Source organism: Arthrobacter sp. LjRoot78 (assembly GCF_964254335.1).
Taxonomy (GTDB): Bacteria; Actinomycetota; Actinomycetes; order Actinomycetales; family Micrococcaceae; genus Arthrobacter.
Genome location: NZ_CAXUTG020000001.1, coordinates 2588573 through 2602086, shown reverse-complemented (window position 1 = coordinate 2602086; position 13514 = coordinate 2588573). Strand labels below are relative to the sequence as shown.

The 13514-nt window shown below is 66.2% G+C and carries 14 protein-coding genes; 12 read left to right on the top strand and 2 right to left on the bottom strand.

Annotated elements, in window-relative coordinates; all coding sequences use genetic code 11:
• Positions 1-49: 49 nt before the first annotated feature.
• The 6 genes from ACSQ1X_RS12065 to ACSQ1X_RS12040 all read left to right on the top strand — a co-directional run bounded on the left by ACSQ1X_RS12065 (position 50) and on the right by ACSQ1X_RS12040 (position 7077).
• Positions 50-1162, top strand: a complete 1113-nt coding sequence (locus ACSQ1X_RS12065; RefSeq protein ID WP_436057844.1) for an NAD(P)-binding domain-containing protein — start codon at positions 50-52, stop codon at positions 1160-1162.
• Between the two features lie 120 nt (positions 1163-1282).
• Positions 1283-2419, top strand: coding sequence for a class I SAM-dependent methyltransferase (locus tag ACSQ1X_RS12060; protein WP_055803738.1), 1137 nt, complete (start codon positions 1283-1285; stop codon positions 2417-2419).
• Between the two features lie 212 nt (positions 2420-2631).
• Positions 2632-3834, top strand: a complete 1203-nt coding sequence (locus ACSQ1X_RS12055) for an ROK family transcriptional regulator (RefSeq protein ID WP_055803508.1) — start codon at positions 2632-2634, stop codon at positions 3832-3834.
• Between the two features lie 115 nt (positions 3835-3949).
• Positions 3950-5305, top strand: coding sequence for an extracellular solute-binding protein (locus tag ACSQ1X_RS12050; RefSeq protein WP_055803505.1), 1356 nt, complete (start codon positions 3950-3952; stop codon positions 5303-5305).
• 3 nt (positions 5306-5308) lie between these two features.
• The gene (locus tag ACSQ1X_RS12045; RefSeq protein WP_436057843.1) at positions 5309-6190 is read left to right on the top strand and encodes a carbohydrate ABC transporter permease; all 882 of its coding nucleotides are present in this window, start codon (positions 5309-5311) and stop codon (positions 6188-6190) included.
• A complete protein-coding gene (locus ACSQ1X_RS12040) occupies positions 6187-7077 on the top strand; it encodes a carbohydrate ABC transporter permease (RefSeq protein ID WP_055803498.1) in 891 nt (296 codons plus the stop codon). Before ACSQ1X_RS12045 ends, ACSQ1X_RS12040 begins: the two co-directional genes overlap by 4 nt.
• 8 nt (positions 7078-7085) lie before the next feature.
• Here the strand turns inward: ACSQ1X_RS12040 and ACSQ1X_RS12035 are convergent, their stop codons facing one another.
• Positions 7086-7289 (bottom strand): hypothetical protein, encoded by a 204-nt coding sequence (locus tag ACSQ1X_RS12035; protein WP_436057842.1) that lies wholly within the window; start codon positions 7287-7289, stop codon positions 7086-7088.
• Between the two features lie 162 nt (positions 7290-7451).
• On the opposite strand from ACSQ1X_RS12035, the gene ACSQ1X_RS12030 reads away from it, so the two are divergent.
• From ACSQ1X_RS12030 to ACSQ1X_RS12005, 6 genes are read left to right on the top strand one after another with little or no spacing between them, the layout of a single operon-like run.
• A complete protein-coding gene (locus tag ACSQ1X_RS12030) occupies positions 7452-8459 on the top strand; it encodes an AAA family ATPase (protein ID WP_055803495.1) in 1008 nt (335 codons plus the stop codon).
• A 10-nt stretch (positions 8460-8469) separates the two neighbouring features.
• The gene (locus ACSQ1X_RS12025) at positions 8470-9360 is read left to right on the top strand and encodes a DUF58 domain-containing protein (protein ID WP_436057841.1); all 891 of its coding nucleotides are present in this window, start codon (positions 8470-8472) and stop codon (positions 9358-9360) included.
• A 19-nt stretch (positions 9361-9379) separates the two neighbouring features.
• Positions 9380-9865: a hypothetical protein gene (locus ACSQ1X_RS12020; RefSeq protein ID WP_436057840.1), complete on the top strand. Its 486-nt coding sequence runs from the start codon at positions 9380-9382 to the stop codon at positions 9863-9865.
• Positions 9856-10869 carry a vWA domain-containing protein gene (locus tag ACSQ1X_RS12015; protein WP_436057839.1) on the top strand — a complete coding sequence of 338 codons (1014 nt, stop codon included), beginning with the start codon at positions 9856-9858 and terminating at the stop codon, positions 10867-10869. Before ACSQ1X_RS12020 ends, ACSQ1X_RS12015 begins: the two co-directional genes overlap by 10 nt.
• Positions 10866-11873 carry a vWA domain-containing protein gene (locus ACSQ1X_RS12010; RefSeq protein WP_436057838.1) on the top strand — a complete coding sequence of 336 codons (1008 nt, stop codon included), beginning with the start codon at positions 10866-10868 and terminating at the stop codon, positions 11871-11873. The genes ACSQ1X_RS12015 and ACSQ1X_RS12010 overlap by 4 nt, the downstream gene beginning before the upstream one ends.
• Positions 11873-12670: a hypothetical protein gene (locus ACSQ1X_RS12005; RefSeq protein WP_436057837.1), complete on the top strand. Its 798-nt coding sequence runs from the start codon at positions 11873-11875 to the stop codon at positions 12668-12670. The genes ACSQ1X_RS12010 and ACSQ1X_RS12005 overlap by 1 nt, the downstream gene beginning before the upstream one ends.
• A 3-nt stretch (positions 12671-12673) precedes the next feature.
• Here the strand turns inward: ACSQ1X_RS12005 and ACSQ1X_RS12000 are convergent, their stop codons facing one another.
• Positions 12674-13333 (bottom strand): hypothetical protein, encoded by a 660-nt coding sequence (locus tag ACSQ1X_RS12000; protein WP_436057836.1) that lies wholly within the window; start codon positions 13331-13333, stop codon positions 12674-12676.
• Positions 13334-13514 lie beyond the last annotated feature (181 nt).

Below are 13514 nucleotides of genomic sequence, written 5' to 3'. Positions count from 1 at the left end.
ACCGGAGATCCTCAACGCCCAGGCGGCCGGACTGCAGGCCGCGGATGTAGTGGTGATTGGCGCGGGCCAGGCCGGCTTGTCCGCCGCCTACCACCTGCAGCGTCGCGGCTTTCTGCCCGCGGGGGGAACCGACGAAAACGCCGCTCCCGCCGTTGTGGCGGACGCGCCGGGTTCCTACGTTGTGCTGGACGCCGAAGCCGGGCCTGGCGGCGCGTGGCGGCACCGCTGGCAAAGCCTCCGGATGGCCACCGTCAACGGAATCAGCGACCTGCCGGGCATTCCGAAGCCGGATGTCGACCCGGCTGAGCCGAGTTCCGCGTTCCTGTCACGCTACTTCGGGGACTACGAGGGCGGGCTCGGGCTGAATATCCTGCGGCCCGTCAAGGTCCGTTCGGTGTCCCGAGAAGACGGCCATCCCACGGGGCGCCTTCGGATCGAAACTTCCGAGGGCGGATGGTCCGCACGGGCGGTCATCAACGCCACCGGCACGTGGACCAGGCCGTTCTGGCCGATCTACCCGGGACAGTCCAGCTTCCGGGGCAGGCAGCTGCACGTGGCCGACTACGTAGCGGCAGAGGAATTCCGCGGGCAGCACGTCATTGTGGTGGGCGGCGGCATTTCCGCCGTCGGGCTGCTGGACGAAATATCCCAGGTGACCACCACGAGCTGGTTTACCCGGCGGGAGCCAGTGTGGCGCGACGCCGAGTTTGACCGACAGGCGGGTCACGACGCCGTCGCCCTCGTCGAAGAGCGGGTCCGGCAGGGACTTCCTCCCCAGAGCGTGGTGTCTGTGACGGGTCTTCTCCGGACCCCCTCGCTGCGTGCGGCTGCCGCGCGCGGCGCCCTGGACCGGCGGGAGATGTTCACGGCGATAGAGCCCGACGGCGTCAGGCTGGCAGATGGAGGCTTCCTGGCCGCTACGGTGATCCTCTGGGCCACCGGATTCCGGGCCGAGCTGGAACACCTGTCCCCGCTGCACCTGCGGGGCAGCGGCGGGGGCATCGCCATGGACGGCACCCAGGTGGCCGCGGAGGAACGGGTTCACCTGGTGGGTTACGGGCCGTCGTCGTCCACCATCGGTGCAAACCGGGCCGGCCGGGCGGCTGTGGCCGGCATCCTGCGGATGTTCGAGCGCCGCGCGGCCGGAGAAGTGCGGACCTGACCGTTTGCGCCAGCCGCGGACAGGACCGTTTCGGGGTAGGTTTACTGGGTAGCTTTTCGCCCCCGTGGTTCCCTACCGGCCGGCGGAATGACAATGGACAGGGAAGGCGGCAGCTTGCACGTGGCGGACAACAGCGTGGCATCAGTACTCGGCGGCCTGCGCCGGTTCCCGGACGTTGAAGCCCCGAACCTGCAGGCCTGGGATGCCACCGACAAGCTACTCCTCGAAACAGCGTCGGAACTGCTGACGCCGGAGAGCCGGATCGCAGTGATCGGTGACCGCTACGGGGCCCTCACGCTGGGGGCGCTGGCCGGCTACGGCGTCCGGGACGTGAAGGTTCATCAGGACCTCATCACGGGGGAGCGGGCACTTCGCAACAATGCCGCGGGGCTTGGCGTTGACGCCGGTTTTGAGCAGTTGCCGCTCGGTGCCGCACTGTTCGATGACGCCGACGTGGTGCTGCTCCAACTGCCCAAGACGCTCGCGGAGCTCGAGGAAGCGGCGGACGCCGTGGCCCGCTACGCGGCTCCGGACACGGTGTTGCTGGCTGGCGGCCGGGTCAAGCACATGAGCTTGGGCATGAACAGCGTCCTGCAGCGGTACTTCAACGACGTCCAACCGCAACTGGCCCGGCAAAAATCCAGGGTCCTGATAGCCAAGGACGCCAAGCCCGTAACGGGAGCGCCGCCGTTTCCCGTGGCGGACAGCAACAGCGAACTGGACCTCACGGTCTGTGCGCGCGGTGCGGTGTTCGCCGGTACCAAGCTCGACATCGGAACACGGTTCCTGCTGAGGTACTTGCCCGACATGCCGTCGGTACCCAACGTTGTGGACCTCGGCTGCGGGACGGGCATATTGGCCGCCATGTATGCCCGAAGCCATCCGGAATCGAACGTCACGGCGACTGACCAGTCGGCCGCGGCCGTCGACTCTGCCAGGGCCACCGCTGAAGCCAATGGCCTGGCGGGTCAGATCACGGTCCTCCAGGACGACGCGATGGACTCCCTGCCGGACGGAAGCGCCGGCCTCATCCTGTTGAATCCGCCCTTTCACCTGGGTGCCAGCGTCCACGCCGGGGCGGGAATCAAAATGTTCCGTGCCGCCGGAAGGGTGCTGGCGCCGGGCGGGGAACTCTGGACCGTCTACAACAGCCACCTGCAGTATCTGCCCGCGCTGGAACGGTTCGTCGGGCCCACCCGAGTGGCAGGCAGGAACGCCAAATTCACTGTTGCGGTCAGCACCTGCCGCCCTGCGTAACGGCAACTGCGGCGATGCCGGGATGCCGGGGCCGGGTGAAAGCACGCCACGGCAGCGAAACCACCGTGGCCAAAGTCCGCGTGTGAGCGTACCGCCGCGCGCGCGGGTAACGTACGATTCAAGCATCAGCAGTGCATAACCGAAGAAGTTTAGGGGAATCCGTGACTGAGATCCGCACGCCATCGCCGAGGCGCGGAACCAATTTGCCCCGTATGGGGGACTTCAATCTCACGGTGATCCTTGACGCCATCCGGCGCTCCTCGGGAGGCCTCAGCCGGGTGGAACTGGCCCAGATCGTGGGCCTGTCCCCGCAGACGATCTCCAACATCTCACGCCGCCTGCTTGACCAGAACCTCATCGTCGAAGCCGGCAAGGAAGGCAGCGGACCGGGAAAGCCGCGCACCATCCTCCGGTTGAACCCCGCCGGCATGTACGCGGTGGGCGTTCACCTCGATCCCACCGTCACCACCTTCGTGGTGTTGGACCTCGTGGGATCCGTCGTCAGGCACTCCCGGATCAACACCCCGGGCGCCAGCGATCCGGACGGAATCATTGCCATCATTGCCGCGGAGATCAAGGACCTGGTGGCCGCCTCCGGCGTTGATCCTGACAAAATTGCCGGCCTGGGCGTTGCCGCCCCCGGCCCGATCAACCTGGATGAGGGAACGGTCGTTGATCCGCCCCTCCTGCTCGGCTGGGACAGGGTGCCGCTCCGGGACGCCCTCGCGGAGGCCACCGGCCTGTCCACCCTGGTGGACAAGGACGTCACCAGCGCAGCCGTCGCCGAAACGTGGGCCGGCGGGCCTAGCGGCTCCGGCAGTTTCGTCTTTATGTACATGGGCACCGGCATTGGCTGCGGCATCGTCCTCAACGACGAAGTGGTCCGCGGAACTTCGGGGAATGCCGGTGAAATCGGGCACATCATTGTGGACCCGGACGGCCCGCCGTGCGATTGCGGGCTGAGGGGTTGCGTGAAATCCAGCAGCATCCCGCAGGTCCTCGTGGCGCAGGCCGAAACCGCCGGCGTCCTTGACGTTGTGCGCCACCCTTCCGGCGCCTTGGACATCCAGGAAAGCTTCGCGAGGCTCTGTGACGAAGCCGACGCGGGCAACCGCAAGGCGGCGGAGATCCTCGACCACTCCGCTGTCCTGGTCGCCCGCGCCGTGGCTGTGGTCACCAATACCCTCGACGTCGAAAGAGTCGTTTTCGGCGGTCCGTTCTGGACACGCCTCTCACGTCGATACCTGGACCGCGTCCCCGGGTTGCTGGCGGAGAACAGCGCGGCCCGCCAGATCCATGACATTGAAGTTGTCGGAACCGGTGTTGGAGAGGACGTAGGTGCCATCGGCGCCGCCTGCCTGGTGCTCGAGCATACGCTGGCCCCTCGCGCGCAGCGGCTGCTGTTGGAAGGCTGAGGCCGCGTCCCCTGCATTGACAGCGGGAAGCACTAAGTTGAAATTGCAAATCGGCTAAAGGCTGGGGCCAGCTGGAGGACATTGGGGGCTGCAGCCGCTCGAAGATTGGAGCGTCATGCACCGCCCTGCCAAATTCCTTGTGGCGCTGTTTTGTGCGACAGCGCTGGTGGCAACATCAGCCTGCTCCGCGGAACAGCCGGCCGCCGAAAAAAAGACCCTGAAGATCGTCTACCAGAAGACCGATTCGTTTACTGCCCTCGACACTTTGTTCAAGGACGCCAAGAAGGACTTCGAAGCGGCAAACCAGGGCACTACCGTGGACCTGCAGCCCATCGAGGCCAACGATGACGATTACGGCACCAAGCTGTCGCTGGCCCTGAGGTCGGCGGAGACCGCCCCGGATGTCTTCTATGAGGACACCTTCAAGGTACGGTCCGACGTCGACGCCGGGTACCTCCTGAAACTGGACAGTTACCTCGAGAAATGGGCGGACTGGAAGCTGTACAACGACGCCGCCAAAGCCGCCGGTACCGCCGACGACGGCGGCATCTACGCGGTGCCCCTCGGCACCGACACCCGCGCCATCTGGTACAACAAGACAGTCCTGCAAAAGGCAGGAATCACCGTCCCATGGCAGCCCCGGAGCTGGGACGAAATCCTGGACGCGGCCCGCAAGATGAAAGCCGCGGACCCGTCGCTGGTCCCCTTCAACATGTATGCCGGCAAGGCCACCGGTGAGGGCACCGTCATGCAGAGTTTCTACGAGCTTCTCTACGGCACGGACAGCGAACTGTATGACCAGCAGGAGAAGAAATGGGTGGTGGGCTCCCAAGGGTTCAAGGATTCCCTGGCTTTCCTGAAGACACTCTACGACGAAGGGCTTGCCGTGACGCCCGCCGAGGCGCTCGATGCCAACGTCTGGAAGAAAGTCTTCGGCGAATGGCTGCCGAAGGGCAAGATGGGAGCCACCGTGGAAGGCTCCTACACGCCGTCGTTCTGGCAGAAGGGCGGCAACTACGAGTGGGCCGGCTACGCCGAGGACATGGGCGTGGCGAAGTTCCCCACGCAACACGGCCAGGAACCCGGCGGCGTCAGCATGTCGGGAGGCTGGACGCTGGCCGTCGGGGCGGACTCCAAGAACCCGGACCTGGCTTTCAAGTTCCTGTCCGAGGCCTTGAGCAAGAAGAACTCCCTGGCGTTCACCGTGTCCGGTTCCCAGATCGCGGTCCGGACGGATGTCGCCGCAGAAACCGAATACCTGGCAGCGAATCCGTTCGTCAAGGACGTCTCCGACCTCGTTTCCGTCACCCACTACCGGCCTGCCACAGCTGACTATCCACGGATTTCCGCCGCAGTTCAGGTTGCCACCGAAGCCGTGATCACCGGCGCCCTCTCGCCGCAGCAAGCAGCCGCGCAGTATGACAAGACAGTCAAGGACCTGGTGGGGGACGCCAAGGTCGTGCAGAAATGACGCATGGTTGAACGAAAAACGGTCCGGCAGCAGCTGCGGCTGCTGCCGGTTTTGCCGTCAGTCCTGCTGATCCTCGTTTTCCTGGCCGCTCCCATCCTCTGGTCCTTCCACGCCTCCTTCACCAACGCGGCCCTCACCGGCCGCAACGCCAGGAACCCGGCTTGGACCGGCGTCGAGAATTATGTGCGGCTGCTGGGAGACGCTGCTTTTCCGGCCTCGGTTGTCCTGACGGTTGTCTTTGTCGTGGCGTCGGCGGTGGTGGGCCAGAATATGCTTGGACTCCTGATCGCGGGCCTGATGACGCGTGCCCGCAAGCCGGTGGCCGCCGTCGTCGGAACCGCCGTGGTGGCGGCCTGGGTGCTACCCGAGATCGTTGCGGCCTTCGCCGCCTACGCCTATTTCAGCAAGGACGGGACGCTGAACCAGGTGCTTGGCGGTGCGGGCATTGCCGGCGCCGACTGGCTGTACGCCTACCCCATGGTGGCCGTGGTGCTGGCCAACATCTGGCGCGGCACCGCGTTCTCCATGCTGGTGTACCGGGCGGCCCTGGCCGACGTGCCGCAGGACATCTCCGAAGCCGCCCTGATGGACGGTGCAGCTGGCTGGCAGCGACTGGTGTTCATCACCCTGCCGCTGATCCGGTCCAGCATCGCCACCAACCTTATGCTGGTGACGCTCCAGACCCTGGCCGTTTTCACCCTGATCTGGGTGATGACGGCCGGCGGTCCGTCCAGCGCCAGCACCACCTTGCCCGTCCTTGCCTACCAGGAAGCCTTCAAGTTCGGCGACATTGGCTACGGTACCGCCATCGCCTCGGTGCTTATCGTTCTGGGCCTGGTGTTCGGGATTGCCTACGTCCGGCTGCTCAGGGGGGATAAACGATGACGACGGCGGGCCGACGGACTTTCGAAGAGACGTTACGGCGCCCCCGGCACGGCGAAGGGGCATGGCCGGGACGCCACCGGAACCGGGGTCCGGCAGATGCTGCTCTGCTGCTGATCGGCGCCTGCTTCGTCCTGCCGTTGCTGTGGCTGGTGTTCGGCTCGCTGGACGCCGAAGCGGGTTACCAGACCCGGCTGCCGGCCAGCGCCTCGTTAGCCAACTTCACAGCGGTCCTTACGCCGGAGCTGCTCCTCAGGCCGCTCTGGAACAGCCTGCTGCTCTCAGCCGGGACAGCGTCCGTGACCCTGGTGGCCGCCGTGCTGGCTGCCTACCCTCTGTCGCGCTTCGAGTCCAGGTTCAACCGGCCGTTCATGTACTCGATCCTGTGCGGCACCTGCCTGCCGGTAACCGCCATCATGGTGCCTGTCTACGGCCTGTTCGTCCAGCTGCGGCTTCTTGATTCCCAGCTGGCCACGGTTCTCTTCATGGCGGCAACCGCGCTGCCCATGGCGATCTGGATGACCAAGAACTTCATGGATGCGGTTCCCGTTTCGCTGGAAGAGGCCGCCTGGGTGGATGGCGCGTCCGGACTCACGGCCCTGCGCGCCGTGGTGCTGCCGCTCATGCGCCAAGGCCTCGGGGTGGTGTTCATCTTCGTTTTCATTCAGACCTGGGGCAACTTCTTCGTGCCCTTCATCCTGCTGCTGTCGCCGTCGAAGCAGCCCGCATCGGTTTCGATCTTCAGCTTCTTCGGACAGCACGGCGCAATTGCCTACGGCCAGCTGGCCGCATTCTCCATCCTCTATTCGGTTCCGGTTCTGGTCCTCTACGTCCTCGTGGCGCGCGGGGCCGGCGGATCGTTTGCGCTCTCCGGTGCAATGAAGGGCTGAGCCCGCCGTCAGTCGATGTCTTCGACAACCGTCCCGAACGGGATCGTGTCATCCAGATGGGCCTGGTGGCCGGTGGGGCCGGGGTTGTAGAGGACCCTGACACCATGCACCTTCTCCGCCGCCGACTGCATGAGGATCGGCCGGACGGTGTTGATGAAACTCTCGCTCTTGCCGGCGAGATACTCCTGGTAACTGGCTGGAAGCTGAATCATGCCATCAGGATAGTCCTGAGCGGCCCGCATGGGGAGGGCTCCCCATTGCGGAATCCGCGGACCACGGCTTGGATAGGATGGCCCGTGGCGGACGCGTTGCGACCGCAACGCAGTCCGGCAGCACCAGCGGCCGTTCACGAACAGCAACCAGGGGGACTTCCAGTGCTTCAGTCAACGGCCGCCGTCCGGATCCAAGCGGCGGAACTGGCCAGGGCGCAGCAGGTCATGGCCAGCATCTCGCGCAGTTTCGACGCGAAGGTCGTGGGGCAGGTGAGGCTCCGGGAATCGCTGCTGGTAGGACTCATGACCGGCGGCCACATCCTGCTGGAAAGCGTCCCCGGGCTCGCGAAGACCACCGCTGCGCAGACCGTGGCGGAATCCGTGAGTGCAGAGTTCCGGCGGATCCAGTGCACCCCCGACCTGTTGCCCAGCGACATTGTAGGCACCCAGATCTATGACGCAGCCAAGGGAACATTTGTCACGCAGCTGGGGCCGGTGCACGCCAACATTGTGCTCCTGGACGAGATCAACCGCTCCAGCGCGAAAACACAGAGTGCCATGCTCGAGGCCATGCAGGAGCGGCAGACGTCCATCGGGGGAGTGGTGCACCGGCTGCCCAGCCCGTTCCTGGTGCTGGCAACTCAGAACCCCATCGAGCAGGAGGGCACCTACCTGCTGCCCGAGGCACAGATGGACCGCTTTATGCTCAAAGACGTCCTGGACTACCCCACACCGGCCGAAGAGGCCGAGATCATCCGCAGGATCGATTCGGGCGTCTTCACCGACGAACAGCGTCCGGCCGCCGCCGCGTCGCTGGACGCGGTCTCGGAGGTGCAGGAGCTGGTCAAGCGCGTCTACATTGACCCGGCGATCGTCAGGTACATCGTCGGGCTGGTGTTCGTCACCCGGAATGCCGGCCAGTACATCGACGCCCGGCTCGCGGGTTTCATCGAGTTCGGAGCCAGCCCGCGTGCCAGCATCGCCTTTAGCCAGGCCGCCCGCGCAGTCGCCCTCCTGAACGGCCGGGACCACGTGATCCCCGAGGACGTGAAAGCACTGGCCCACCGCGTGCTCCGGCACAGGATCATCCTTGGCTTCGAGGCGGTGGCAGAGCAGGTTCCGGTGGAGACGGTCATCGATGCCATTGTGGCGTCCGTACAGACTCCCTGAGCCCGGGCCTGTGTCCAGCCTCCTGACCCGGGTGAAATCGAAGATGTCCATCTTCGCCCACCGCAAAGCCCGCGGAATGCTCGACGGCGAATACGGTTCCGTCTTTAAGGGCCGCAGCCTCGACTTTGACGACCTCCGGGCCTATCTTCCCGGAGACGAAGTCCGCGACATCGACTGGAAGGCCTCCGCCCGGCACGGATCCCCGCTCATCAAGCGCTATGTTGCCGTGCGGCGGCAGACGGTGCTGCTGGTGACGGATACCGGACGCAACATGGCTGCTTCCTCGCTCGGTGGCGAGGCGAAGAAGGACGTGGCCGTGATGGCCTTGGGGGTGGTGGGCTACCTTGCCCACCGTCACGGCGACGTGGTGGGCCTGGTGTGCGGTGACGAGACCTCATCCCGGTCCCTGCCCGCGAAAGCCGGTGAAGCGCACCTGGAAAGGCTCCTCCGCGAAGTCAACGACAGCACGGCGCTGACCTCACCCCGCAGCAGCATCGGCGAGCAGCTCTCCTATGTGGCACGCAACTTCGGCCAGCGCATGCTGCTCTTCGTGGTGGCCGACGAGCTGGTACCGGATGCCGGGATGGAGCGGTTGCTGCGCCGTTTGCGTGCCCAGCACGAGGTCCTCTGGCTGACAGTCCGGGACGCACAGCTGGCCGGGGCACAAACGGCCGCCCTGCCTGCCGACCGCTATGACGTTGCGGACGCCGGGCTCCTGCCCGGCCGCCTCTCGGCATCGGATGCGGTGATCCGCGCGTACACGGCGGCACAGGAACAGCGGGATGCGGCCCGGGAGTCCGTGCTGCGGCGGCTGGGCATTGCCCACGTCCAGGCAGGCAGCAGCCACGACGTGATGCCTGCCGTGTTCACCCTGCTGGAACGGCACCGCCGTGGAAAATGACGCAGGGTTTTATGCCCCCTTGAGCTACAGCCCCTGGTTGCCGTGGGCCGGCCTGGGCCTGCTGTTGCTCGTGGCCGTGTGGCTGGCCTATGTCTTCCTGAGCACCCGGCAAAAAACGGGCTCATGGACGGCGCCCGCCTCCGGGCCGCCGTCGGATCCGTCCAGCCTCAAAGGGGACTACCTGCGCCGCATTGATGCTGTGGCAGCCGACTCGGCCACGGGCCGGTTGTCCGCCCGCGCCGCGCACCAGGCGCTCAGCCTGCTCATCAGGAGCTTTGTCCGCGATATTGCCGGGATCGATGCCCCGCGGATGACCCTGGCAGAGCTCCGCGAACAGAACATTCCCGCAGCCGCCCTCGCCGTCAGCAGCCTTTATCCTGCGGAATTCGGCCCTGAACCGCGGGACTCTGAACCCGGCGACTCTGAACCCGGCGACCCGGAACCCGGCGACTCTGTCGCAACCGCCGCGGAAACGGCGCGGGAGGTGGTCCGGACATGGAGCTGATCTTCTGGTGGATGATTCCGGCTGCCCTCCTCCTTGGTGCGGGGACGTACTGGCTGGCCCGGATACGGGAGCGGGGCCGCCAGACCACCCTGCGGCCGGTGGCCCACGGAAATCGGCTCACCGAACTGCCGGAGTACCAGGCAGCGGTGCGTCGCCATCGCCGCTGGCTCACGGTGGCTGCCGTGGCAGGGGGAGTCCTGATGGCAGCAGCGGTGGTGGCCGCAGCCAGGCCGGCCGAGCGCAACACCGTCAGCCCCGAACAACGCAATCGCGACATCATCCTGTGTCTTGACGCCTCCGGATCCATGAACAGCGCCGACGCGGCCGTAGTCGAGGTCTTCGCCCGCCTGGCACAGGGATTCGATGGCGAACGGATTGGCCTGACCGTCTTCGATAGCAGCGCGGTGCAGGTCTTTCCCCTGACGGACGACTACGACTTCGTGCAGGAACAGCTGCAGGCAGCCAGGGAAGCTTTTGACGGCGCACCCGGCAGCGCCGGATTCCTGGACGGCACGTGGAACGGCGCCGGATCCTCCCTGATCGGGGACGGCCTGGCCTCATGCGTGCAGGGGTTCCCGGCAACCGATGGCGGGGGCCCGGCCGGAAGCGGCGGTTCGCAGGAGCGGTCCCGTTCTGTCGTCCTGGCCACCGACAACTTCGTCTCGGGCGAACCCATTTTTACCTTGCCGGAAGCGGCAGCGCTGGCCAAAAAGAAGGACGTGCGTGTCTACGCCCTCAACCCCGGGGACTTCGACTACGGAACGGACCCCGATCAACCCGGTGCCGAACTTCGCGCGGCCGCGGAAGGGACGGGCGGGGCTTACTACCCCCTGGACAGCCCGGACGCGGTCGCGGAGATCATCCGCAAGGTTCAGTCGACGGAGGCCACGGCCTTCACCGCCGCCCCGCAGGCCGTCGTTTCGGACCGCGCCGAGATCCCGCTGGGCATCGCTCTGGTCTCCGGCCTGGTGCTGGCCGGCGCAACCTGGAGGCTGAGGTCGTGACCTTCCAACCCATCTGGCCCTGGTGGATCATGCTTCCTGTTATTGCCGGCGTCGTCATTCTCCTGGGATGGACGGCCGTCCGAAGCCGGCAGCACGGAGCAGGACTCCGCGGCCTGCTGCTGCCCGCGGGCCTCGTGGTACTGCTGCTGCTCGCGGCACTCCGGCCGGGCGTGCCCGGCGGCAGCGTCCGGGCAGCAGAAGCAGATCTGAATGTCTTTTTTGTCGTGGACACCACCAGCAGCATCGCGGCCGAGGATTATGGGGACGGCGGCCCCAGGCTCGCCGGCGTCCGGAAGGACATCATGGCTATCGCAGGGGAGCTGGCCGGCGCACGGTTTTCCCTGATCACGTTCGACTCCCAGGCGGTGGTCCGGATGCCGCTGACCACGGACACCTCAGCCCTCGGCACTCTCACCGGCGTGTTGGAACCTGAGATCACCCAGTATTCGACAGGCAGCAGTGTCACCGTTGCCCGGACTGTCCTCAACGAGCGGCTCAAGGCGGCCAGGGACAGCCACCCCGAGCGGGCACGGATTGTGTACTACCTCGGCGACGGCGAGCAGACCAGCGGCAAGGCGCCGGAGCCGATGCGCGTCGATGCCTCGCTGGTCAACGGCGGCGCTGTGCTTGGTTACGGCACCGGGCAAGGCGGCCGGATGAAGGAAAAATCCAGCTATTCGTCCGGCGATGCCGCTGCCTACATCCAGGACCGCAGCGGCGGAAGCGCCGGGGACGCCGTGTCCCGGATCGACGAGGACACGTTGCGGGAGGTGGCGGCACAGCTCGGCGTTCCCTACGTCCACCGCGCGCCCGGGGACGGGACGGCCCCGATGATGCAGGCGGCCAGGCCCGGCGCGCTCAAGGAAACATCGGAGTCACTCCAGGGCAGGACGGAACTCTACTGGGCCCCGGCACTTGTTGCTTTCGTCCTTGCGCTGTGGGAGAGCATCCGCGTCCTCCGCCAGTTGAGGCAACTCCGGCCGCGACGAACGGAGGCCGGCTGATGAACCGGGAAAAGAGCACGGCCGCCGTGCCGGGCCGAGACAAGAAAAGGCGACGCCGGTTGCTGCTGCTGTCCGCAGCGCCCGTGCTGGTTGCCGTGGCGCTCGCCGTCAAACTTCTGAGCGTCGGCTATCTGGGCAGCGAAGCGGCTGCGTCATTCGGCCGCGGCGACCAGGCCGGCACTGCTTCCGCCGCGTCCGGCCTGGACATTGCCAACTTCGTGGAACGCCACAAGGCCCCCTTTGCAGCAGGCGACGCCCTAGTCCTCAGCGGGGACTTCACCGGGGCCCGCGCCCGCTTTGAGGCATCCCTCGCTGACGCTCCGCCAGCCGACGAGTGCAAGGTGCGCGTCAACCTGGTCCTCAGCATTGAACGGCTGGCCAACGCGGCAGCAGCGGCCGCCGACGCCACCGCTGCCACCAACTCCGCGCAGTCTGCCGCTGATGCGGCCCGCCTGTATGACGACGGCCTGGCCGTGATCAGGGCTGCTCCGCCAGGTTGCTTCAGCCCGGACGAAAGCAAAGACAACGCCAACGGCGCAGAAGGCGAGGGTGACCGCCTCCGCGGAGCGGAAGAACGGCTGCAGTCCAAAGCGGGTAAGCTCGGCGGTGCCGCGCCCGACGCTGGAACCGGGGACGCGGACAAGCAGCCGCAGCCCGATCCGGAGCCGCAGCAGAGCCAGCTGGACAAGCTGGAGGAGTCCGCCAAGTCCGCGCAGCGGGAACGAAACGGCGGCAGGCAGCGGGACGAATACCTGGGCAACACCGATGCCGGGAGCGGCACGGACAGGCCCTGGTGACCTTCACTGTTCTTCGGGGGCTTGGCTATTTTCCAGCCGCTCTGCACGCGCGCGTATCCCTAGGAGCATCCTGCGCTCCATGATGAACCAGACCAAATCGATGAGCGGCGCAAGAACCCACAGCACGGGCCGGGTGTAGATCCTGATCCGCACGCGGCTCACCAGCCGGGTGGCGTTCGTGTCCCGGTTCAGGGCAAAACACCAGCTGACGCGGGCCGGCACAGGCTCCAGCACCAAGTGCCGTTCCCGGTCAAGGGCGGCTACCGGCCAATCCGGACCCCTGCCAAGCGGGATCACGTCGCCTGCTCCGAGCTGTTGAAACTCGGGAAGGATCCGGTTGACGCTTGGACCGCTCAATATACCGAACGCGCGATCGAGGAAATCGTGGCTGTACAGGCCCCCGCGCCCGTCTCCCATCTGCGCCAGCCACGGCCAGATGCTGCCAGGAGCGGCCCGAATGGAAACGGCCCTTGTGGAAACCACGAACGGGTCAGCTACCAGGGAGTCGCCCGGCATGGATGCCGCCCTTTCTGCCCGGGTAGCTCCCCAGCGGAGGAGATGCGGGCGCAGCGCGGCGTGATAAAGAGCCGTTGAGGCCATCCATCCGATGACACCTTCGGGGATGAGTGCCGTCAGGTGCCGCGGGGGTCCGGAGCCGGTCATGGACGATGCCTCCTTACCTGCTCTTCACGCCATGCTAGGAGCACCTTGGCCGGGCGGGCTAGAGGCCAAGGTCAATTTTGGGCTTTTGGGCGAACAATGTTCTGTGCGGCGGCGCAACAGAGCGTAAAGGTGCGTCTTAATTCGGGGGCCAGCTTGAACGCGCCCAAGCTGCGCCCTAGAG